The organism is Massilia sp. W12, assembly GCF_037300705.1.
Lineage (GTDB): Bacteria > Pseudomonadota > Gammaproteobacteria > Burkholderiales > Burkholderiaceae_D > JACPVY01.
Genome location: NZ_CP147776.1, coordinates 3,683,855 through 3,707,444, shown reverse-complemented (window position 1 = coordinate 3,707,444; position 23,590 = coordinate 3,683,855). Strand labels below are relative to the sequence as shown.

General features: G+C 58.6%; 15 protein-coding genes. 9 read left to right on the top strand and 6 right to left on the bottom strand.

What is annotated here, in order from left to right; genetic code table 11:
* The first annotated feature begins 4 nt into the window (after window positions 1-4).
* From V8J88_RS14825 to V8J88_RS14800, 6 genes are all read left to right on the top strand, one after another.
* Window positions 5-973, top strand: a complete 969-nt coding sequence (locus tag V8J88_RS14825; protein WP_338844948.1) for a response regulator — start codon at window positions 5-7, stop codon at window positions 971-973.
* A gap of 36 nt (window positions 974-1,009) precedes the next feature.
* Complete coding sequence (locus V8J88_RS14820; RefSeq protein ID WP_338844946.1) at window positions 1,010-1,285, top strand: hypothetical protein; 276 nt, start codon at window positions 1,010-1,012, stop codon at window positions 1,283-1,285.
* Between the two features lie 59 nt (window positions 1,286-1,344).
* Entirely contained in the window at window positions 1,345-2,649 is a 1,305-nt protein-coding gene (locus V8J88_RS14815) for an NAD(P)/FAD-dependent oxidoreductase (protein WP_338844945.1), read from the top strand.
* A gap of 9 nt (window positions 2,650-2,658) precedes the next feature.
* Window positions 2,659-3,753 carry a GGDEF domain-containing protein gene (locus V8J88_RS14810; RefSeq protein WP_338844943.1) on the top strand — a complete coding sequence of 365 codons (1,095 nt, stop codon included), beginning with the start codon at window positions 2,659-2,661 and terminating at the stop codon, window positions 3,751-3,753.
* 65 nt (window positions 3,754-3,818) lie between these two features.
* Entirely contained in the window at window positions 3,819-5,279 is a 1,461-nt protein-coding gene (locus V8J88_RS14805; RefSeq protein ID WP_338844942.1) for a Ppx/GppA phosphatase family protein, read from the top strand.
* A 342-nt stretch (window positions 5,280-5,621) separates the two neighbouring features.
* On the top strand, window positions 5,622-7,454 hold the full coding sequence (locus V8J88_RS14800; protein WP_338844941.1) for a pre-peptidase C-terminal domain-containing protein: 1,833 nt from the start codon (window positions 5,622-5,624) through the stop codon (window positions 7,452-7,454).
* Between the two features lie 18 nt (window positions 7,455-7,472).
* Here the strand turns inward: V8J88_RS14800 and V8J88_RS14795 are convergent, their stop codons facing one another.
* The 4 genes from V8J88_RS14795 to V8J88_RS14780 all read right to left on the bottom strand — a co-directional run bounded on the left by V8J88_RS14795 (window position 7,473) and on the right by V8J88_RS14780 (window position 13,734).
* Window positions 7,473-9,137 (bottom strand): response regulator, encoded by a 1,665-nt coding sequence (locus V8J88_RS14795; protein WP_338844940.1) that lies wholly within the window; start codon window positions 9,135-9,137, stop codon window positions 7,473-7,475.
* A 191-nt stretch (window positions 9,138-9,328) separates the two neighbouring features.
* Window positions 9,329-10,837, bottom strand: coding sequence for a DEAD/DEAH box helicase (locus tag V8J88_RS14790; RefSeq protein WP_338844939.1), 1,509 nt, complete (start codon window positions 10,835-10,837; stop codon window positions 9,329-9,331).
* Window positions 10,838-11,217: 380 nt separating this feature from the next.
* Window positions 11,218-12,000, bottom strand: a complete 783-nt coding sequence (gene fabI / locus V8J88_RS14785; RefSeq protein WP_338849892.1) for an enoyl-ACP reductase FabI — start codon at window positions 11,998-12,000, stop codon at window positions 11,218-11,220.
* Window positions 12,001-12,186: 186 nt separating this feature from the next.
* Window positions 12,187-13,734, bottom strand: coding sequence for a transglycosylase SLT domain-containing protein (locus V8J88_RS14780; RefSeq protein ID WP_338844938.1), 1,548 nt, complete (start codon window positions 13,732-13,734; stop codon window positions 12,187-12,189).
* A gap of 444 nt (window positions 13,735-14,178) precedes the next feature.
* Between V8J88_RS14780 and V8J88_RS14775 the strand changes: the two genes are divergently transcribed.
* Window positions 14,179-15,243, top strand: a complete 1,065-nt coding sequence (locus V8J88_RS14775) for a hypothetical protein (protein ID WP_338844936.1) — start codon at window positions 14,179-14,181, stop codon at window positions 15,241-15,243.
* 26 nt (window positions 15,244-15,269) lie between these two features.
* Here the strand turns inward: V8J88_RS14775 and V8J88_RS14770 are convergent, their stop codons facing one another.
* Together V8J88_RS14770 and glnE are read right to left on the bottom strand one after the other, a co-directional pair.
* The gene (locus tag V8J88_RS14770; protein WP_338844934.1) at window positions 15,270-15,638 is read right to left on the bottom strand and encodes a SirB2 family protein; all 369 of its coding nucleotides are present in this window, start codon (window positions 15,636-15,638) and stop codon (window positions 15,270-15,272) included.
* Window positions 15,639-15,769: 131 nt separating this feature from the next.
* Entirely contained in the window at window positions 15,770-18,460 is a 2,691-nt protein-coding gene (gene glnE, locus V8J88_RS14765; RefSeq protein ID WP_338844931.1) for a bifunctional [glutamate--ammonia ligase]-adenylyl-L-tyrosine phosphorylase/[glutamate--ammonia-ligase] adenylyltransferase, read from the bottom strand.
* Window positions 18,461-18,623: 163 nt separating this feature from the next.
* On the opposite strand from glnE, the gene V8J88_RS14760 reads away from it, so the two are divergent.
* Both V8J88_RS14760 and V8J88_RS14755 read left to right on the top strand, forming a co-directional pair.
* Entirely contained in the window at window positions 18,624-22,778 is a 4,155-nt protein-coding gene (locus V8J88_RS14760) for a YhdP family protein (RefSeq protein WP_338844929.1), read from the top strand.
* An 8-nt stretch (window positions 22,779-22,786) separates the two neighbouring features.
* On the top strand, window positions 22,787-23,584 hold the full coding sequence (locus tag V8J88_RS14755; protein ID WP_338844927.1) for a carbon-nitrogen hydrolase family protein: 798 nt from the start codon (window positions 22,787-22,789) through the stop codon (window positions 23,582-23,584).
* The last annotated feature ends 6 nt before the right edge of the window (window positions 23,585-23,590 follow it).

The following is a 23,590-nucleotide window of genomic DNA, read 5'->3' as shown; positions in this document are numbered from 1 at the left end:
TGCCATGATCAACTCCCAAGTCAAGGCGCCTGTGATCCTGTTCGTCGATGACGAGGAGCAGACCGTCAAGTATTTTCAGCGCGCCGTCGGCGCATTCGCCCAGGTTGTCACAGCCGGCTCGGTGACGGAAGGCAAACGCTTGCTGGATGAGCATGCCGCCACGCTCTCGGTCTTGATTTCCGATCAGCGCATGCCGGGCGGATATGGCAATGAATTGCTGCATTACGCGCGCGACCGCTATCCGAATATGGTGCGGATTTTGACCACCGCCTATTCCGAGTTGGATCAAACCATCGAAGCAGTGAACCAGGGACAGATTGACCGCTACATGCAAAAGCCCTGGGATATCACGGTCTTGCGCTTGGAGCTGAAGCTGGCCTTGGAATTGGCCAGTTTGCGCAAAGGGCACACCAGCTTATTGCAGGAAAAATTGGAAGTATTGCAAAAGCAATTAATGTCAAACCGGATTGGCAGTTTGCAAAGCATTTGCATCAATGTCGCCGGCGGTCAGTATTTGGCGGCGTTGGATGCGTATTTGCACGCCGCGCTGGCGGTCGAGGCCAAAAGCCCCGGCGTGAATTGGTCCAAGACGGATTATTTTGAATTGGTCGGCGCGGAAGCCTTGCGCAACGGTTTTTTCGGGCGCAGTCTGCAAGAAATGCTGGCCCGGCAGCGCTGGGATGCGGCGCAGGCCGAACAGAAATTGCTGGAAATCCTGGGGCCGGCGGTGCGCCTGGACGGCTCCCGTCTGCGTTTTGTGCAGGAGCGCTTGTTAGCGGAATATCTGGAAGGCGGGGCCCAGGCGCCAGTCAGCGCGGCCCATATCAGCTGGCTGGCGGCCTTGTTATGGCTGGATGCCCAGGGGTGCCGCTTGAACATCATCCGCAACAGCGATGGTTTGTTTGCTGAAGTATTGCGTAATCAGGAGCCGGCGCCGGAGATCCGTCTGGCGAATTGGATAGAACGTTTTTAAGCAGGCCAAGCGCCTTGCTGCTGCAGGAGAGCCGATATGTTTTTGGATCACCCGACCATTACCGCCACCAACAGCTTGACCGAGCCGGATCGTCTTGAGCGCTTGACCCGGGTATGGGGCTATGCGGTGGCGGTGGCTGATGACGCGCAAAACAGTGAATTTATTCATAAAGTTTCGCAATTGCACGACCATAAAGGCACGCTGATCGTGTTTTGGCATGACCCGCCAACTGAAGAGGAAAAATTCTTCTTCTCGCGCGCCTGGTCCAGCAAAATTGGTGATGGAACGATGAATGTGGAACATGAAGTGTAAAGGAGCGGAAATTGTCGTCTGAGCAAAGCAGTGAAAGGGGCCGGGCCGGTGCGTCAGGGTTGCACAGAATTGTCATCGTGGGCGGCGGGGCCGGCGGCCTGGAGCTGGCGGTGCGTCTGGGCCGCAAGCTGGGGCGCAAGAAAAGCGCCGAAATCATGTTGGTGGATGCGGCGCGCACCCATTTATGGAAACCTTTGCTGCATCAGGTCGCCGCAGGCACATTAAACAGCCGCGCTGACGAAGTCGAATATCTGGCGCTGGCGCGTAATCATCACTTTTTATTCCGTTTGGGCCGCATGGATGGCTTGAACCGGGCGGCAAAAGAAATCCATCTCGCCGCCACGTTGGATGAAGACGGCAGTGAAATTCTGCCGGCCCAATCGCTGCGTTATGACACCCTGGTGCTGGCTCTGGGCAGCCAGACCAATGATTTCAACACCCCCGGCGTGCGCGAACATTGCATCATGCTTGACACGCCTGCCGCCGCCGAACGTTTCCACCAACGCCTGATCAATTCCTGCCTGCGGGCGCAAAACGGCGCGCGTGAACCGGGCCAGGGCCGGCATACCGTCACCATCATCGGCGGCGGCGCCACCGGGGTGGAGTTATCCGCTGAGCTGCATATGACGGCGCGGATCTTGAGCAGCTACGGTCTGGCCAATTTCCATCCCGAGCGCGACTTGAAAATCGTCATCGTCGATGCTGCCCCGCGCTTGCTGCAAATGCTGCCGGAACGCCTGTCAGACGCGGTGGCGCTTGAATTGCGCAAGCTGGATATTGAAATCCACGGCAATGAAAGAGTGGTGCAAGTCACGCCGCAGGGCGTGCAAATGGCCAGCGGCAAATTCATCCCATCCGGCATGGTGGTGTGGGCCGCCGGCATCAAGGGCGCGGATTTTTTACGCGATCTGGATGGGCTGGAGAGCAATCGTTTAAATCAATTAGTGGTGCACCCCACCATGCAAAGCACGCGCGACCCGGCGATTTTCGCATTTGGCGATTGCGCCGCCTGCCCGCAAGGCGATGGCGCGCCGAATGTGCCGCCGCGCGCCCAGGCCGCGCATCAGCAGGCGGCCTTGCTGGCCAAATCGCTTACCCGGCTGCTGGCCGGCAAGAGTTTGCCGGAATTCCGTTTCGTTGATTATGGCTCACTGGTGTCGATGGGGAATTACAGTGCGGTCGGCAGTTTGATGGGCGCCATCGCCAGCGGCTCAGTGTTTATTGAAGGCATGCTGGCGAAGTGGATGTATTGGTGGTTGCATAAACATCATCAAATCGCCATCAATGGCGTGTTTCACACATGGCTGGCGACCTGGGCGGAAACCATCAACCGGGTCAGTAATCCGCGCATCAAATTGCACTGAAGGAGAACGATGGAGTATTCGCCGCAGCTGATGTTGGCCGCCGCACTGCTGCTGCAGACCGGCGTGGCCTGGCTGGTGCAGGGACGCAGCGCGATTGCAGCGATGCGCGCCCGTTTGCTGCTGGCCGCCGCCTGCCTGCTGTTTTGCCTGCCGCCATGGCCGCTCGTGATGCTGGGCGCACATCTTCTGCTGTTTGCCGCCCTGGCGGGGGAAATCGGCTATTGGGCGGAACGTTTTCAGCATGAGGCCTGGCGCCAGCGGCTCCTGATTCCGCTCGCGCTGGGGGCCGGCGGTTTCGCCGCCGCCAGTATGTTAAGCGATGTGCAATGGAGCTTGGCGCTGGCGATCTGCGCCATGTTGTTCGGCGCCTGGGCTGGGCTGTTGTGGCGCAAGAGCAGCGAACCGATGCTGCGCCGCTTTGCCATGTTGCTGGCGTGCGCGCTGGCGCTCAGCGGCTTGCTGGCGTTTAACAACTGGGCGCGCAATCTGTTCCCGCCAGCGTTCGCTTTACTGCTGTTATGTATTTTCAGCATCAGTCATGGCTTGGCGCTTTTAGGCGACAGCCGGGAGCAGCAGCACACTGTGGAGCGGCTGGCCCTGAGCGATCCGCTCACCGGTGCGCCGAACCAGCGCGCTTTCCACGCTGCCCTCGGTCCCTGGCTGGCGTTGGCGCGCCGTCCCGGCAATCCATGCGCTCTGATTATGATTGATCTGGATCACTTCAAGCGGGTCAATGATGATTATGGGCATGCGGTGGGCGATCTGGTGTTGCAAATGGTGGCGCAAGCCGGCCAGCGTCAATTGCGCGACTCCGATATGCTGGCGCGTTTGGGCGGCGCCGGTTTTGTGGTGCTGTTGCCGCGCACCGGGCTGGATGACGCCCTGCTGGTGGCTGAGCGTATGCGCGCCGCCATCGCCGCCATGCCAATCAAAACCGGACGCGCACTCTTGCATGTCAGCGCCAGCATTGGCGTGGCCACTCTGCGCGCCGATGACAGTGCGCTGTCATTGCTCAAGCGCGCTGATGAAGCGCTGGCGGCAGCCAAGCTGGCCGGACGCAATACCGTATTGGCGGCAGGGGAAAATATTGCATCCGCTGCATGAGGCGCAAGCCCTGTGATCGCCTATAATGGCGCGTTTTTCCGCTATTTTTCCAAGAGGAATCGATCATGTTTGCCGCCATCGACCTGGGATCGAACAGTTTCCGCATGCATATCGCCAGCCATGACGGGCAGAGCTTGCGCATCGTAAAAAGCACGCGCGACCAGATCCGCTTAGCCGGCGGCCTGGATGCGCAGTCGAATTTATCCGAGCAGGCGATTGCGGCGGCATTGCAATCGCTGTCCGGCTTTGGCCAGATCTTGCGCGGCTATCCGCTCACAGCGGCGCGCGTAGTCGGCACCAATACCTTGCGGGTGGCGAAAAATGTGGCGCAATTCTTGCCCTTGGCGGAAAAAGCGGTCGGTTATCCGATTGAAATCATTTCCGGCGAAGAAGAAGGGCGCTTGATTTATATGGGGGTGGCGCACACCCTGGCCAACGATGCCGAGCGCCGCCTGGTGATCGATATCGGCGGCGGCTCGACCGAGTTGATCACAGGCCTGGGGCATGAAATCAAAGAAGTCGAGTCCTTCACCATCGGCACCTTCAGCCAGGCCCCGGCGTTTTTTCCGGATGGCCGCCTGACGCAAGAAGGTTTTGAGGCGGCGATTTTGTCCGCACGCAGCCATTTCCAGGATTACCCGGCCGGTTTTGCCCAAAGCAATTGGCAAAACGCCTACGGCTCTTCGGGCACGATCCGCGCTTTAGCCGAAATCATCAGCAAAAACGGCATCGGCAGCGGTTTGTTGAATTTGCACAGCATGCGCGCGCTGATTCAGCGCTTCATCCAATTCGGCCATTTGCACAAAGTGGAAATGCAGGGTTTGCGCGCGGATCGCGTTTCCGCCGTGGTGGGCGGGTTGGCGGTGTTGACCGGCTTGTGTGAAGAAATCGGGATTGCCCTGGTCAATCCGATTGAAGCCGGTTTGCGTATGGGCGTGTTGTGGGATCTCTATCTGCGTTCGACCAAACAAGACCGGCGTGAGCACTCGATCACGTTTTTCATGCAGAAATTCAATGTCGATGCAGTGCGCGCCAAAAGTGTCGCCGAGCAAGCCAGCTTATTGCTGGCCAAGACCAAACCCGCCAGCGACGCTCTGGAAAAACCGCTGTTTTGGGCCGGCCTCTTGCATGAAGTCGGCATGAATATCTCGCACACCAATTACCACAAGCATTCCGCATATATCATCGAGCATGCCGATTTATCCGGCTTCACCACGCGCGAGCAAAAATTGATGGCGCGCTTAGCGCTGGGGCAAAAAGGCAATTTGCGCAAATTGGGTGATGTGTGTGAAGACCTGGAATTTGTCAAAGCGCTGCTGGCGCTGCGCCTGGCGGTGATCTTTTTGCATTCCCACCTCGAAATTCAGCTTGAGCAATTGCGCATCCGCGTCAAAAACAACCGGATTGAACTGGAATTTGCGCAAAACTGGCTGCACGACCACCCCACAGCATCCTATTGGCTGGATAAGGAACATGACTGGTGGGGCCAGATCGGACTGGACTTGCAAATCAAAAGCGCCGCATAAAACTTGCCCGCCGGCCCCGCTCTGGGGCTGGCCGCCTCACATCGCAGTGCGTGGCTGACGCTGTCTGCCGCACTTTCTTTTTTCTCCCTATTCTGCCTCCGGGCGCAGGCGCCTGATGCAGCCGTCCGGCTGGGCTTTTGCACATGCTGACGCGTATTGCGGTATCTGATTATGCATGCATTGCAAAATCCATATTTGCTTAATTTGCAAATATTCTGCAGATATAATACAATTTTATATTGTAAATTATGCATTTCTTCATGGAAATAAAAAGCATAATTTGCAATCTTCTTGCCCCTCAAGCAAGCATCTTCCCCATAAATCCATTACAGAGAGATTCAGATGAGACAGCATTCCATCCTGCTGGCCGCCGCCAGCCTGTTGTGCAGCCTGCAAACCGCGCAAGCCCAAGAATTGGCCAAGCCGGCCAAGGTTGAAATTGGCAACGTGGAGCAAGTGATCCAGGGTTTTTCGCGCCAGCATGCCGAACCGCGCAGCAAGTTTGTGCGTTCACTGGGCGGCGATACCCTGGGCGCGGAAATCCGCGACTATCACTACAAGGATGGCCGGCTGTCTATCACCGGCACCGCAATCGGCAATAAGAATTCGCTGTTTATCTTAAAAGGGACAGATAAAAAGCTGCATGGCTACCTGGCTTTGCATGACGCCAATAAAGCCTTTGAATACAGCACCGACGCCAATGGCAAGGTCTGGGTGGAAGAAGTGAAGCTGTCCAAGATCTATCCTGATCTGGATCCCGAATTCATCAAGAGCAATACGCCGCCGAAAAATCTGCTGGCGGTAGCGCACCCCGTATACAGCAGTCTGGCGCAGGGACAGGCGCCGCATATCGGGCCGTATGCCAATCAAGATCTGACCAAACTCGAAAGCAAGCCGGGCAGCCCCTGGGTGTTTTACCTTGATCACAGCGCGGTGATGAGCGGCACGACGCCGCTCAATGGCGTGAGCAAAGAGCAGATGTACCGCGTCTGGCAATCGGTGGCGGATCAATACTCTTTCCTGAAGATGAATGTCACCACCAACCGCGCAGTGTATGACGCGGCGCGCGCAGCCAATCCCTTGCGCACCGGCATTATCAAATTCGTCAACCAGGATGGCCGTTCATTTGCTCCGCTGCATTCTTTCGGCACCACCGCAGCCGGCACCCTGTACCGCAATCCCTCCTCCGGCTGGGACTATGGCTATGGCATCGGCATGACTGCGGCGCATGAAGTCGGGCACCAGATGGGCATGAACCATGATCGCGGCGGCAGCGGCGGTGAGTATTTTGAGGGCATCGCGGCTTTCCAGTGGGGCCCGATCATGGGGAACTATTGGATGGGCGGCAGCTGGGCGAATCAATTATTTACCTGGAGCAAGGGCGAGTACGACACCGCCAGCAATTTTGAAGATGATCTCTCGATCATGGTCAACGAAGAAAAAGTGCCGTATGTGGATGACGATATCGCGACTGAGAAAGCGCTCAAGATCGGCGCGAATGGGGCGATTGATCCGAAACTCAATTTTGGCCAGATTGGCCGCACCAGCGATACTGACACCTTCACTTTCAGCACGACCACCAACAGCACCTTGAATTTGCGCATTGATCCGATTGAATACCTGCGCATGCTGGACGTGGAAGCGGTGCTTTACAATGCCGCCGGTCAAGTGGTGGCGCGCAGCAATCTGCCGGTGCATCGCTCGGCAGAATTCGTCAATCTGTCTCTGCCGGCAGGTTCTTATAAGCTGGTGGTGCGCGGCGGCGCGGAAGGCACGCCGAAGAAAGGTTTCTCGAATTATTCTTCCTTGGGCTGGTATGCGATGAAGGGCAGTCTGGGCGGCAGCGTTTCCAGCGATCCGGTGTTGCAAAACAATGTCGCCATGACAGGGCAGGGCGCCGCAGCCGGAGTCTGGAAATATTATGTGATTGATGTGCCGGCGAATGTCAGCAAAGTCACTTTCAGCGTGAATGGCGCAAATGGCGATGCGGATATGTTCGCCAAAGCCGGCGCGCGTCCGACTTCCAGCAGCTATCAATGTAAATCCGATGGCCCGACCAGCGTGGAGAGCTGCAGCCTGAGCAATCCGGCGGCAGGACGCTATTACCTGGGCGTGTATGCTTATAGCGCCTACAGCAGTCTGTCAGTGAAAGCCGCTTACACCTTGAATAAGTAAGCATGGCAGGCGCGCCGCTTAATTGGCGGCGCGCTGGCGCTCGCTGCGCAGCAAAGCATTCAAATTGTCCATCAGCATATGAAAGCGCGCCTGGCCCGGCATCAGGCTATCGACTTGCAGCAAGGCATGGCGCGCTTCATCGGCCATGCCGGCGTCAAACCCGTGCCGCTCCATACAAGAGAGCACAATTTGGGCGTAGTTGAACAGCACACGCTGATTGTCCGGCAGGGCGCGCGCGGTATCGCGCATCCATTCCACCGCCTCCATCAGTTTGCCGGTTTTCCACAACAACACGCCACGGTTCATCATATCCGCCGCTTCCGCGCTGGAATTATTGACGATGGCGTCGCCCTCTTCAGCCATTCGGGCGCGTGCAAACACCTGACGGATTTCGCCCAGCAGTTGCGGGTTGTCATGATTATTGCGCGCCAGCTCGCGCAGCAGGGCGATCGGCGCATCTTCGATGCCGGTGGCGAACAAGAGGCGCGCCATGTCCAGCGCGACTGCTGGCGGCGGGCGTTGGTTGCCAGCCTGCAGCATCGCGCTTAATTCTGTGCCGGATTTGCGCGCACGCTCCCATTCCCCGCTTTCATGCAACACCAGCCCTTCCGTGATTTTGCTGCGCAAGCGGATTTGTTCTGAGGTGAACTCGCGTTGCACCTGGTGCAAGAGTGAGAGCGCTTCATCCGTATCGTTTTTCATGCCGCAAATGCGCGCCAGACCCAGATAGGCGTCGGCGGACTTTAAGACTGAATGCTCACCCAGCGCCAGGCATTTGCGGAAAGCGCGTTCAGCGATTTGGGTATGGCCCAGCTTGAGCGAGACTTCACCCAGGCTGCGCTGGCGCAATACCGAATTCGGCGACATGGTGGCGGCTTTTTCCAGCACCAGCGCGGCTTCCTCAAATTGGCCCAGTTGTTGATGCGCCAGGGCCAGCTGGTCATAGGCTTCCATGAAGTAGCGATTGCCGTTAATCACTTCGGTCAGCATGCTGCGCGCGATTTCCGCCTCGCCATTTTGCATGCGGATGCTGGCCACGCCGGTCATGGCCCAGGAAAACTGGCGTGTCGCCAGCACCCGCTCATAGACTTCGCGCGCTTCCTGGCTGCGGCCGCATTTGAGCAGCAGACTCGCTTTCATGCGCAGCAAATACAGAGCGTGAAAACGGTGTTGCGCGATTTGCATATCGCACAGCTTGGCGGCGCGCGCAAAATCACGCTGCAGCCAGGCGGGATTGAGCACATTCAGAATTTGCTTGCGCTGCCAGATCCGGCTCAAGCGGTTCAATAAGGTTTGCTGGGTGATGGGTTTGAGCAGGTAAGCGTCGGGGTGCAGCTCGGCGGTGCCCATCACGGCTTCCAGATTTTTTTCAGAAGTCACCATCAGCCAGGCCGTGGTGGGCAAGAGTAAATCGCGGAATTTGGCTTCTTCCAGCACTTGCTGGCCATTTTTGCCTTGCCCCAGATGGTATTCGCACAACACCACATCGTAATGGGTTTGCGTCAGCAAGCCGATGGCTTCGCCGCCGCTGCTGGCCTGATCGATATAGCGCGCGCCAAGGCTGCGCAGACTTTCACGCAGTAATTGCCGCATGCCCTTGGTGTGATCGACCAGCAGATAATGCAGGTCTTTCCAATCGGTTGAGCGCAGGGCGGCGCTGCCGTTGCTGGGGGTTGTGGTCATGGCTCGTTGGACGCAGAAATCCGGGGCGCTGCGCAGCTGGCGCGCAAGAGGAATTGCGCATGAAAGATATGATGTTCCAAAAGCCGGCGTTTGCCAACTGTAAGCAAGGCTGCTTCCCGCCCTTTATTCGCGCTTTTGACGAAAAAAAAGCAGGCCCGCAGGCCTGCTTGGATGTCGTGTCAGCTGAAAAATCAGCCTTGACGGTAGTGACGGCGTTCCTGGCCGCGATCAGCACGCGCAAACTCACGGCCGCCTTCGCGCGCGCCGCCGAATTCACGACCGCCTTCACGCGCCGCGCCGAATTCACGGCCGCCTTCACGTTTCGCGCCGAAGTCGCGCTGGCTGCCGAACTCGCGTTTGCCGGCGAAGCTGCGTTGGCCCGGTTTGGCGCCATGCTTGCCTTCGCCCGGTTTCCAGCCGCTGCCACTGCCGCTGCGGTTGCCGCCGCCGCCCGGTTTGCCGCGACCGCCAAAGCCGGTGCGGGGAGGCGGCGCTTTTTTCGGTTCAAAACCTTCCACCACATCGACCGGGATGGTTTGCTTGGTGAAACGTTCGATCCGGCGCACATGCATGTTTTCACTGTGATTCACCAGCGAAATCGCCTGACCATTGCGGCCGGCGCGGCCAGTGCGGCCAATCCGGTGCACATAGTCTTCCGGGAATTTCGGCAAATCGTAATTGAAGACGTGGGTGATGGTCGGCACGTCAATCCCGCGCGCCGCAACGTCAGTCGCCACCAGCACTTTCACCTGACCGCGACGCACGCTGTCGAGCGTGCGGTTGCGCGCGCCCTGGTGCATGTCGCCATGCAGAGCGGCAGCGGCAAACCCGGCGATATTCAGGCGGTCAGCGATGGTGTCGGCGTCGCGCTTGGTGGCGGTGAACACCACAGCCTGGCCCATCGAGACATCGCGCAGCAGATGGTCGAGCAGGCGGTTTTTATGCGACAGATCATCCACAAAGTGCACGCGCTGCTGAATGTTTTCATGGCGCGAGCTGGAGCTGGTGATCTGGATTTCCACCGGATCGGTGGTGATGCGGCGCGCCATGCTGCCCACCACGCCATCCAGCGTGGCAGAGAACAACATGGTTTGACGGGTGGCCGGCGTGGCTTCGACGATTTTTTCAATATCTTCGATAAAGCCCATGTCCAGCATGCGGTCGGCTTCGTCCAGCACCAGAATTTCGAGTTGCGAGAAGTCGATCTTGCCCGATTCCATATGGTCGATCAGACGGCCAGGCGTGGCCACCAGGATTTCCGGGTTTTTCGACAGCAGATGCATCTGCTTGGGGTAAGGCATGCCGCCCAGAATCGCCACGGCGCGCACGCGGCGCATATGGCGGCCATATTTTTCGGTGGCGGTGGTGACTTGCAAAGCCAATTCACGGGTCGGCGTCAGAACCAGCATTTTCGGCTGGGCCGGGCGGAAACGCGCACGTTCGCCGCGCGCACGCGCCGATTGCATTTCCTGATTTTGGGTGCGCGCCGCTGGCGACGGCGGCAGGCTGGCGAATTTGTGCAAAGACGGCAGCATAAAAGCGGCGGTTTTGCCGGAGCCGGTTTGCGAGGAAACCAGCAGATCGCGTCCGGCGATGGCGGCAGGCAATGCCTGCTCTTGCACCGGGGTGGGTTTTTCGTATCCTGCTTCTTGCAAAGCTTTCAAAACGGAAGGATGCAAGCCAAGAGCTTCAAATGTCATTATCTTTCTTTCCGGGCAACCCATTCGGGCGACCCATTTATATGCAATCAACGTGCGGCAGGCACGCCACAGATAGCAACGCGGCCAACGGCGAAGGCTGAAAAGACAGATTCGGCACAAAAGCTTGCGCCGGGAAGGTATCACTGAAACTGATACATGGAAGCGGCGGGGTGCTTTGTTGGCAACCGGCGGGCCGGTTTGCGTTTAGCTTTTCCAGTATTTCTGGAAACAGTGCGCGGCCTTATATTGGTAGCAATGGAATATTGCAGCGCACAACCAGAACTATACAGCAAATTCCCTCTTTCTGCACGGAAATGTTAAATATTTTCCCAGTGGAAAGAGTCTGTCAGGGGCGCAAGCGCCCCTTCAGCCGCTGCGGCTTAATCCTGAGCCAAGCCGAGCGCGTGCGAAAAACCGGCATCGACGTAGGTGATTTCACCAGTCACGCCGGACGCCAGATCGGAGAGCATGAAGGCGGCCACATTGCCGACTTCCTCAATTGTCACATTGCGGCGCAGCGGCGCGCTTTTCGCCACATGGCCCAGCAGCGAGCTGAAATCCTTGACGCCGGAAGCGGCCAGGGTTTTGATCGGGCCGGCGGAAATGCCGTTCACACGCACGCCGCGCGGGCCTAAGGATTCGGCCAGATAGCGCACCGAGGCTTCCAGCGAAGCCTTGGCCAGGCCCATGGTGTTGTAGTTGGGAATCGCGCGCATTGAGCCAAGATAGGTCAGGGTCAGGAGCGCTGCGTTTGGCGACAGCATCGGCATGGCGGCCTTGGCCATCGCCGGGAAGCTGTACGCTGAGATATCGTGCGCAATGCGGAAGCCTTCGCGCGAAAACCCTTCGAGGAAATCGCCGGCAATCGCTTCACGCGGGGCAAAGCCGATGGAATGCACCAGGCCATCAAATTGCGGCCAGCTTTGCGCCAGGTCGGCAAACAGACGTTCAATCTGCTCATCGCTGGCCACATCGCACTCAAACACCAGCTCGCTGCCGAATTCTTTAGCGAAATCGGTAATGCGATCCTTGAAACGTTCGCCAACGTAGGTGAACGCCAGTTCGGCGCCCTCGCGTTTGGCGGCTTTGGCAATGCCATACGCGATAGAACGATTGGACAGTAAGCCGGTGATCAGGATTTTTTTGCCTTGCAAGAATGCCATCATTAACTCCAGATGAGTGCGCCCAGCGCAGTGAGTGATGCGGGAAGCGGCGCAAACTGCACAGCGCCGGTTTTAGAAGCTTCCCTCGGTTGCGGGCGCAATTCTAGGCACTCTGCCAGCAGGATGCAAGCGAAGTATGCTTGAAGCGGGAAAATCGGCGCAGCCGGCAGGCTGCGCCGGAGCGCATCAGCTGCGGCGGCCGTGGCGGTTGCTTTTCGCCGCCAGCACGGCGCGCGGCTTGGCCGGCGCGGCATGGCGCACGGCCGGGCGTTTGGCGGCGGCGATGCGCAGCGGTGTGGCTTGGCGCGCCGTCGCGACGCTGGCGCGCGCCGCCGGCACTTGCAACTGCAGCACCTGACCTGCGCTTAATTTATCGCTCTTCAAGCTGTTCCAGCTGCGCAGATCGGCCACGCTGACCTTGTGCCGCTGGGCAATCGAGGCCAGGCTGTCGCGTTTGCCGGCGCGCACGCTGATCTTGCGCAGGTCCACATCAGGCTCCACCACCAGGCGCGCATTGTCGGCCACTTCCGGCGCGATGTCATGCGCTTCCAGCGCCTCGGTCTTGGGCACCAGGATGGTGGAGCCGGCGCGCAGGCGCATTTTCGGGGGGATGTGATTGGCTTCGCGCAGCACTTCCGGCGTGGTGGAGAATTTCGCCGCCAGGGTTTCCAGCTTTTCGCGCGCGTTGGTGATGGTGTGCGTGGTCCAGGAAGATAGGGCGCGACCCCATTGCGCCAGATTGACCTTGAACTTTTCCGCCTTGTCTTGCGGCAATAAAATCTCGGTTTGCGTGCTGCCCACGATAACCGGGCGGTTGAATTGCGGATTCAAAGCCTTGAATTCATCCATCGGCATTTCCGCCAGCTGCGCCGCCAGTTTGACGTCGATATCGCGGGTTTTGGCGACAGTGGTGAAATATGGCTGGTTTTCCACCTTGGGCAAGGCGAGTTTGAATTGCTCAGGCTGGGCGATGATGTTTTTCACCGCTTGCAGGCGCGGCACATAGTTTTTGGTTTCCGCCGGCATATATTGCGACAGCGTGACAAAATCAATAGGTTTGCCAGCTGCATGCGCGCGCCGGATCGCGCGTTGCACATTTCCTTCCCCCCAGTTGTAAGCGGCCAGCGCTAACTGCCAGTCGCCGAACATGCCATGCAATTTTTGCAAATAGGTCAGCGCGGCTTCGGTCGAGGCCAGCACCGCGCGGCGCTCATCTTTGAACAGATTTTGCTTGAGGTTGTAATCGCGCCCGGTGGAGGGGATGAATTGCCAGATGCCAGCCGCGCTGGCGGGGGAAAAAGCTTCGGGATTAAAGGCAGATTCGATAAACGGCAATAGCGCCAGTTCGCTTGGCATGCCGCGTTTTTCCAATTCCTGCACCACATGGTAGAGATAGCGCGCGGCGCGGCTGGAAGTGCGCTGAATATGGTCGGGGTGTGCGGCATACCAGTTGGCGTGGGTTTTCACCAGCGGCGTATCCAGATCGGGAATCGCAAAGCCCTGGCGGATTCGTTCCCATACATCGACATTCGGGGCTACCGGCGGCAAGATCAGCTCATCATCCAGCACCAATTGCGGCGGGCGCGTTTCGCCATTCGGCATACCGGCGATGGATTCAACCGTAGCCAATTTCAATTGCAGGCTGGAAGGGGAGAGCGACAGATCGTTGGCGTGAGCGTTGGCCGTAACAGACAACAACAGGGCCAAAGGCAGGATTCTGAATGGTTTCTGCATGGGATTCCAATCTCTTTTCAGCAGGTGCATCAGGCGCGCCAACATAGCGCTTTTGAGGATGAACAGCAGCATCAATGCGCGCTATTCAACCGTTGGCAGGCCTGAACTTTGTGAGTTTGAAAGCTTGCCGGGGATGCTAAAACAAGGCTGCAGTGTACGTAAGCACTTTGCAACACGCAAGGGAAAAGTCATAAATGCGCAATAATTGAGCAGTAAAAATATATTCAGTGCAATCTTATTGGTATTATTTTTCATTATTTGAAATTTATTGACTGAAAAGTTTTTTGTTGTGCGTCTTTATTTTTGCTGTTTGTGAAAATTAAACGGTCAGTATCCGCCTTGGCGCGCGGCGGTTTCAGCGCGAGGAGGTCTCGCCATCCTGGCTTGCGGCGTGGTAGTGTCGGGCTTTCACACGCACAGACCAGGCCAGCCGGAGGGGCGCATATGAAACAGATCAAGAGCAGATGGGGGCAATGGACGGTATGTCTGCTGACAGCCGCCAGTTTGTGCGCATGCGGGGGCGGCGGCGCGACGCCCAGTCCAACGCCTGCGCCCAGCCCGACGCCCACGCCCAGTCCAACGCCTGCGCCCAGCCCGACGCCCACGCCCAGCCCGACACCCACGCCCAGCCCGACGCCCACGCCCAGCCCGACACCCACGCCAAGCCCGACACCCACGCCAAGCCCGACACCCACGCCAAGCCCGACGCCAACGCCCGGCCCCGCCGCCGCGCACTATTATTATTTCAGCGCGGTCAGTGAAGCGGCGGATGCCTTGACGACGCCGGCAGCGCGCGCAGCATTGAACGGCTACCGTATTACCGCAGGCACATCAATCGAGGCCGATTTGAACAGCGTGGAATTCAGCGAGCGGATGCGGCGCATGCAAACCCTGGGTTATCGCATCCATGTTTATCTGGAGGGGCCGGGCGGGCCGACCGGGAATGATTGGGCGGCGGATGAATGCCAGCGGGTGCAGGCGGCGGCGCGGCAATATGGCGTCAAAGAGATTCCCGCTGGCGACAGTTGTCACGATGACAGCCAGCCCTGGATGATTGAGTGGAACAGCAGCGGCTTCCTGGCGCAAATGCGTGATCAACTGCTGGCCTTGAAAGCCTGGAATGTGGATTCGGTGGAGGTGGACAATCTGTACCGCGCCGGCTATGGCGCTGGTGCGGCGCAAACGCTGGGCGCTTTTATTGATCGCTTTGGCGAAATACGCCGCCAGACCGGCAGCAATGCGCGTCTGATGTTGAAAAATATCGGCAGCGTGGCGGAGTTGCAAAGCAGCGTGAATGGCCGGCGCGACTTGATTGCCGATTTCATGATTCTGGAAGAGGATTTGAAAAACGATTGGTGCAAGCTGCAAGCCGCCGCAAAGACTCACAATATTGTCACCAGCTTCAGCTGGGATACGAACAACTACCATGCCGAAGCGGATAATGCGGGCCGTGATAAGGCTTTTGCCGGTCCCCGGCAAACCGCGCGCAAAGCATTTATCTGTCCCTGAGCGCGCTGCTGGTGATGCGGCGCGGCTTACCAGCCGGCTTGTTTGCTGAGCGCCAGCTTCAGCATATAGGCAAAAACCAGCAAGGCGCCGGCCAGCGCTGCGCGGCGTGCTTTGGGCGGGGTGTTGGCCGCCAAACTGATTTTGCCCAATATGATATACGCCAGCAGGCAACCCAGTTTCAACCCCAGCCAGGGCTGTTGTGCGGGATTCAAGCGCGCCATGATGGCCATGCTCACGCCGCACGCCAGCAAAACCGTGTCAATCACATGCGGCAGAATTTTGAGCGTGCGCGCCAGCGCAAGCCCGCGCAAAACCAGCATCGCACGCCAGCAAAACAGGCTGATGCTCAAGCCGGCGCACAGCATGTGCAGTGATTTCAACAGGGCGTAATCCATATTCAAGCCATTAAAGAACAGTCGGCGCCAACAGCGGCGCGCTGAATGATTCAAGTGCATGGGCGTTTGCGCCAAAGCCGCAGACAGCAGCGCCAGGCCCGCATCGAAGTCTGGTTTGGCAAGACAGTCATTCAGCCAAGCACCAGTTGCCACAATTCCCGTATCGCCCGGCTTTCCGTCGCCACTTCCTCATGCGGCACGCGCGCTCTTTCCTCGCCCTGCAGGCGGCTTTTATGTTGCAGACGGCGCAGGCTGCGGTACGCGTCGGCGGCATTTTGCGCGGCATCGATGTCGATCAAGCCCAGGTTCGCGGCGCGCTTTAATAAAGCGATATTGCCCAGGTTTTCTGTCAGTTGCGGATATTGTGCGGCATGGCGCAAGACCAGATATTGCACAATGAATTCGCAATCAATCATGCCGCCGGGGTCGGATTTCAATTCAAATAAAGCCGCATCAGGATTGCGTTGCGCCTGGCGCATGCGTTGACGCATGGCGCACACTTCCTCTTTGAGTTTTGCTTCGTCACGCACTTTGCATAAGACTTGATTGCGGATCTGCTCAAAGCGCGCGCCGATTGCCGCGTCGCCGGCGCAAAAGCGCGCACGGGTCAAGGCTTGGTGTTCCCACACCCATGCGGATTCATGCTGGTAACGCGCAAACGCCGCCACGCTGGAAACCAGGGTGCCGCTGGCGCCATCCGGGCGCAGCGCGGTGTCGATATCAAATAAAATCCCGGCGGGGGTGTGCGTGGTCATCCAGGTGATGAAGCGCTGCGCCAGCTTGACATACAGCGCTTGCGCTTCCTGCTCCTCATCTTCATACAGAAAAATCACATCCAGATCGGAGACATAACCCAATTCCTTGCCGCCCAGGCGGCCATAGGCGATCACGGCAAAGCGCGGGGTTTCGCGATGGCGTTGCGCCAGCGTGGCCCAAGCCGCCGGAATAATCGCGGCGACAATCGCATCCGCCAGGTAAGAAAGCTGATCGGCCAGCGCTTCCACCTGCCAGGCCCCGTTCAAATCCTGCGCCAGCAGGTGAAACAGCTGGGCATGGTGCACTTCCCGCAAAATATCCAACTGGCGTTCCGTGTCGCCGGCGGCCTGCTGCAATTCTGTTGCGATTTGCTGCGCCAGTTGCGGCCAGTCGGTTGGCGCCAGCAAAAGCCGGTCATCCAATAACTCATCCAATAGAATCGGGTGCTGATTTAAAAACTGCGCCGCCCAGCCCGAGGCGGCCAGCATTTGCACCACGCGTTGCAGGGTGTGCGGATATTCAATCAACAGCGAGAGATAGGCGGCGCGGCGCGCGATGGCTTCAAAAAAATCAGTCAGGCGCGCCAGACAGGCGTTGCGCTGTTCCGGTTTGGCGTGCTGCACAATCAGCGGCAGCGCCTGTTGCACCAGGGTTTGCAGGCGCTCGCGCCCGGCGGCGCTGATTGCGCTCACCTTGGGCGAGGCAAACAGGGCTTGTAATAAATGCGCAGCAGCAGCGGCGTCGGCAAAACCCTGTTCCTGCATATGGGCGCGCCACTCTGCCGTTTCGGCATTGCTGTCCGGTAAGGCGCCGTCGGCTTCATCGGGGGCTGCGAACATGGCGTCGAATTGCTCCGCGACTTCGCTGCGCGTAGCCTGCAGTTGCTGCAATAAAGCGGCGCTATCGGCAAAGCCCATCATCTGTGCGATGCGCGACAGCTCCGCCGCATCCTGCGGCAACATATGGGTTTGCGCATCATCCACATATTGCAAGCGATGTTCCAGATTGCGCAGGAAGGCGTAACACTGCTGCAGGCGCGCAACCACGCCGGCTTCCAGTAAACCCATGGCGTCCAGCACATCCAGGGTGTGGCGTGTGGCCGGGTGACGCAATTCCGCTTCGCGTCCGCCGCGTATCAATTGAAACACCTGGGTCAAAAATTCAATTTCACGGATTCCGCCGCGTCCGAGTTTGATGTTGTTGCTGTGTTCTGGCCGGGTGCGCTCCTGGCGCACCACTTCGGCTCTGATCTGGCTGTGCAAGGTGCGCAATGAGTCAATCACGCCATAATCCAGATATCGCCTGTATACAAAGGGGCGCACAATGTCTTGCAAAGCGGCGATATCGGCCGCCGCGCCACAGATCGCGCGCGCCTTGACCCAGGCATAGCGTTCCCATTCGCGCCCCTGAAGAAGTAAATATTCTTCCAGCATGGCCAGACTGGCCGCCAGCGGGCCGGATTTGCCATGCGGGCGCAACATCATATCGACGCGAAAGCAAAACCCGTCTTCGCCGATTTCTGACAAAGCGCCAATCAGCTTTTTGCCCAGGCGGATGAAGTATTCATGGTTGGAAAGCGATTTTTGCCCCGCTCCGGCTTGCGTTTCGCCATTTTCGCCGTATAAAAAAATAAGGTCGATGTCAGACGAGACATTCAACTCATGCGCGCCCAGTTTGCCCATGCCCACCACCAGCAAGTGCTGTTCCCCGCCGCTCTCTTCTCCGACAGGCGCGCCGTACAGGCTCTTGGCTTCGGCACTGCATTCAGCCAGCAGGGTGGCGATGGCGAAATCGGCAAAGCGGCTGATGCTTTGCATGACTTCGCTCAAGTCGGCGCGGCCGTCGAGGTCGCGCGTGATGATGGCGCACAGCAAGAGATTGCGCAGCCGGCGCATGGCGTGCGCTGTATTATGGCCTTGTTGCGCCGCCAGCAGCGCGCCAAAATCAAGCGTGTGCAAGGGCTGGCGGCAGACCTCGGCCAGTTGCGCCGGGCGTTGTGAATCGGCTTGCAGCCAGCGTGAACAAAAGCGTGAAGCCTGAATCGGCGGGAGCAGGGAAGCGGGCATGATCGGATTCGTCTGTGGCGATCAGTCATTGTTACCGATCCGGCGCGCGCAAGCAAACCCGGATTGGCGGCGGCGCAGTGTGGCGCCGCCAAGCAGGGTACAATCTCGGCACTTGCCGCAATGAGATAAGCGGCATTCATTGATACCGGAAAAGCAAGCAGGCATGTCGAATCAGCCAGAAGCGCAGCAAAGCGCGCCCTCTCCCGCGCGGCCTACGCCGCCGTATGCCCGTTCCTGGCTGGGACTGCTCTGGCATACCCTGCGCGCCAGCTGGCGCTACGCCAACCGCAGCACGCACCATGTGTTTGGCTGGTTCGTGAAAACGGTTTTAGTCCTGTATTTCCTGTTTGCCTTGCTGCTGCTGGGTTTGCGCTACCTGGTGTTGCCGAATATCGATGTGTATAAACCTGATCTGGAGCGTTTAGCGGCGCGCGCGCTCGGTTTGCCGGTGGCGATTGAGCGGGTGTACGCCTCCTGGAGCGGCTTGCATCCGAATCTGTTTTTGGGCGATGTGGTGATTTATGACAAGAGCGGCGCGGTGGCTTTGCGCCTGCCCAGCGTTTCCGCCACCTTGTCATGGAGCAGTTTGTGGCATGCGGATTTGCGTTTTTCCACTCTGGAGCTGGCGCGTCCGGATTTGGATATCCGGCGCGAGCAGGATGGCCGCATTTATGTCGCCGGCATCCATATCGACCAGAAAAAAAGCGGAGATGGCAGCGCCGCCGACTGGCTTTTACATCAGCGTGAGATTTTGATTCACGACGGACGGGTGCGCTGGAATGATGTCTTGCGCAATGCGCCCGAGCTGGTGCTGCAAGATGTTCATCTGAATTTGCGCAATGAATGGCGGCGTCATCGCGCCGGCTTGCGCGCCACCCCGCCGGCGGAATATGGCGGCATGCTGGATATCCGCGCCGATTTTATGCACCACCCGTTTGCACGCCGCATTTCTGATATGCGCGAATGGAAGGGCGTGCTGTATGCCGATCTGCGCGCCACCGATCTGGCGGTGTGGCAGGCGTTTGTGACGTATCCCTTTGAAATTTACCAGGGCAAGGGTTCGGTGCGAGCCTGGCTGGATCTGGACCATGCGCGCCTGGCCCGCTTCACCGCTGATCTGGCGCTTGAGCAGTTTTCCGGGCGGCTCGGGCGTCAGCTCGACCGCCTCGAATTAAAACAACTCACAGGCCGGGTCGAAGCGCGTGAGGATTATGATCCCGGGAAATTTCCGCAAGATGGTCAGCCGGCGTTTGGCCGTTACGGCCATGTGGTGGCGCTGCAGGATTTTATGCTGGAGACGCAAGATGGTTTAACACTGCAGGCGACAGCGCTGGAAGAGCGTTTCCAGGCCGCGCACGGCAAGGAGCCGGAATCGATACGCCTGCAAGCCAGCAGTTTGAATTTGCAAACTCTGGCCGCCTTGGCCACCCGCCTGCCTATCGGTCAGGCGCAGCGCCGTTTATTGCATGACCTGGCCCCGCGCGGCGTCTTGCATAACGCCAGTTTGCAATGGCGCGGCAGTTATCCGGATATTTCTTCATATCGGGTCAAGGCGCGCTTTGATAATCTGGCGCTGGCGCCGCAAGTTGCGCGCGCCGCCAAGGCCGCGCAAGGCGGCATGCCGGCGCAAGCCGCCGCCCCGGCGATTCCCGGCTTTGCCAATTTGCATGGCAGCATCGACGCCAGCGAGCATGGCGGCGAGATTGATCTGGATACGAAAAACTTTAATCTGCAATTGCCAGGCTGGCTGGATCAGGGGCAGATTGATTTTGATCAACTCAGCTTGCGCGCCAGCTGGGATTTGCGCCAGCAACATCAGGCATTATTGACAATTGACCGCTTGCAAGCCGGCTTTGACGGTATTGAGCTGCAAGCTTCGGGCCGTCATTGGCTGCCGCTGGAAGCCGGCAAAGGGCCGGGGCGGATCGATATGCGGGCGCAAATTCCGCGCCTGCCGCTGGCGCAAATCGGACGTTATCTGCCGCAACAAACCGAGCCGCATTTACGTCATTGGCTAAGTCATGCTCTGGAAGCCGGCGAGGCGCGGGCGGTGAGCCTGAGTTTGCGCGGCGATCTGGCGCATTTTCCGTTTGCCCACGGCGGCGCGTATGGCGACCATGCTTTTCTGGTGCAGGGAGATTTGCATCAGGCCAAATTGAATTACACCCCCGGCCAACACGCCAAAGATGGCGTGGCCCCGTTGTGGCCGCAGGCGGAAGAAATTCAGGGCCGCTTTTTATTCGACCGTGGCCGGCTGGAAGTGTATGGCGACAGTGGTAAGTCGCGCGGCATGCAATTGCAAAAAGTGCGTGCGGTGGTGGCGGATTTGATGCGGCATGATGCGGTGCTGGAAATTGACGGCACGGCTTTTGGCCCATTGCAGGGGTTTATCGGCTATGTCAGCGCCAGCCCGGTGTATGAATGGATCAATCATTTCACCAGCGAAACCAAAACCGAAGGCACAGCCAAGCTCGGCCTGAAATTGCAATTACCCTTACATCATATGATTGACGCCAAAGTGCAAGGCGTCTTGCAGCTGCAAAATAATACGATTCAGCTGTGGCGCGACACCCCGCCGCTGGCGGCGGTCAGCGGGCGTCTGGAGTTCAATGAAAAAGGCATCAAACTGCCAGGCATCAACACCTTTTTTGTCGGCGGCCCGCTGGCCATCAGCGGCGGCAGCCAAGCCGACGGCGCGATTCAGATCAAACTCAGCGGCAATGCCAGCAGCGAAGGGCTGCGGCGCGCCTGGAGCAGCAGCGCCTTGCAGCATCTGGTCGGGCAGATGCATGGCGCGAGCCGCTATCAAGCCAATATCATCGTCCGCAAAAAGCAAGTGGAAGTGGTGGCGGAAAGCAATTTGCAAGGCTTGACGCTGAATTTGCCTCTGCCGATGAAAAAAAGCGCAGCCGAAAGCTGGCCTTTGCGGGTGGTGAATCAAATGCAAATCCAGGAAGATGGCATCGCGCGCGATGAAATCCGCATCCAGCTCGGCACGCTCTTGCAAGCACGCTATCAGCGCCAGCGTGGTCAGGACGGTTCCTGGCGCGTGATGCGCGCCGGCATCGGCGTCAATAACCCGGCGCCGGAATCTGACAGCGGGTTGGCGCTGGCAGCCCAGGTCAAGAGTTTGAATCTGGACGCCTGGCGGCAATTGGCGCAGCAAATCGGGGCCGGCGGCGCAGAGCCGGGCGGCGAAATGGAGGAAACGCTTTTCGCCCCCTATTTGCATGCCGAGCGGATTGCCTTGCGTGCGGATGAATTGCAGCTGTTTGGCAAACGCATGCAGCAGCTGACGCTGGGCGCCACGCTGCAAAATGGCAATTGGCTGGTGAATGTGCACTCGCCGCAGTTAAGCGGGCATTTGAACTGGGATGGCGGCGGCGAAAAGCGCGGCAGCCGCCTGAGTGCGCGCCTGGGCAGTCTGGTGATTCCTGAATCGGCGGCGGGCGAAGTCAGTGAGATCATCGAAGGCAAGAAGCTGACCCGCATGCCGGCGCTGGACATCGTGGCGGATGAGTTTGAATTGTTCAATCGCAAATTGGGCAAGCTCGAATTACAGGCCAATTATCAGTCGCACAGCGCGCGCGAATGGCAAATCAACCGCCTGCATCTGCAAACCGCAGAGGCGGAATTGCTGGCCAAAGGAAATTGGCAAAATGGCCGCACTTTGCTCGAATTCGGTTTGAATGTGGATGACGCCGGTAAAATGCTGGAGCGCTTCGGTTTCGCCAATGCCTTGCGCAACGGGCGCGGCAAATTGAGCGGCGAATTACAATGGCAGGGCATGCCGTATGCCTTTGATGTGCCGAGTTTGTCCGGCAAACTCAAGCTTAGCCTGGGCAGCGGCCAATTTTTGAAGGTCGAGCCGGGCGCCGCCAAATTGCTCTCTGTGCTCAGTCTGCAGGCTTTGCCGCGTTTGCTCAAACTTGATTTTCATGATGTATTCTCAGAAGGATTCGCGTTTGATGAAATCAAGGCCGACGCCTTGATCGCCAAGGGCATATTGCAGACGGATAATTTGCAAATGAAAGGCGTCAACGCCACGGTGCAGATGGCGGGTAATGTCGATATCGCGGCTGAAACGCAAAATATGTATGTGGAAGTGCAGCCGGAAATCAATGTCGGCACCGCTTCCATGGTGTATGCGCTGGCCGTCAATCCGGCTGTCGGCCTGGGTTCATTCCTGGCGCAAATGTTTTTGAAAACCCCGGTCTCCAAGGTGTTTTCATTTCACTATCAGGTCAGCGGTTCATGGAAGGAGCCGCAGGTGAGTAAAACCGAGGCGCGCACGGCCAGTGCGCCGGCCTCCAAATGAGGAAGACAATGATGAAAGTGGCGGCAGTGCAAATGGTGTCCGGGGTGGATGTGGCGCGCAATATTGCGCGCGCGCAGGCGCTGGTGGCGCAGGCAGCCGGGCAGGGCGCGCAACTGGTCTTGTTGCCGGAGTATTGGGCGATTATGGGACAGAGTGACCGCGATAAGGTGGGCGTGCGCGAAACGCTGGGAGGCGGGCCGATTCAAGACGCCATGCAAGAGATGGCGCGCCGCCACGGCGTGTGGCTGGCCGGCGGCACTTTGCCGCTGTCCTGCGATGATCCGGGCAAGGTGTTCAACAGCACCCTGGTGTTCAATCCCGCCGGCGAACGGGTGGCGCGCTATGACAAAATCCATCTATTCGGCTTCAAGAAAGATAACGAAGCCTATGATGAGGCGCAAACCATTGTGCCGGGGCGCGATGTGGCGACAGTCGAAACCCCGGCTGGCAAAACCGGGCTGGCGGTGTGTTATGACCTGCGCTTCCCGGAGCTGTTCCGCGCCGCCGGCGATGTCAAGCTGTGGCTGCTGTCCGCCGCATTCACCTGGACCACCGGCAGCAAACATTGGGAAACCCTGCTGCGCGCGCGCGCAATTGAAAATCAGTGTTATGTGCTCGCTTCAGCTCAGGGCGGCACGCATGAAAACGGGCGCCGCACCTGGGGCCACAGCATGTTAATCGACCCCTGGGGCGACATATTGGCTTGCGTGGAAGAAGGCGAGGGCGTTGCGGCAGGCGAATTTGACTTGCAGCGCATGGCAGAGGTGCGCAGCAGCTTGCCGGCTTTGCAGCACCGGCGCCTGTAAGCCACT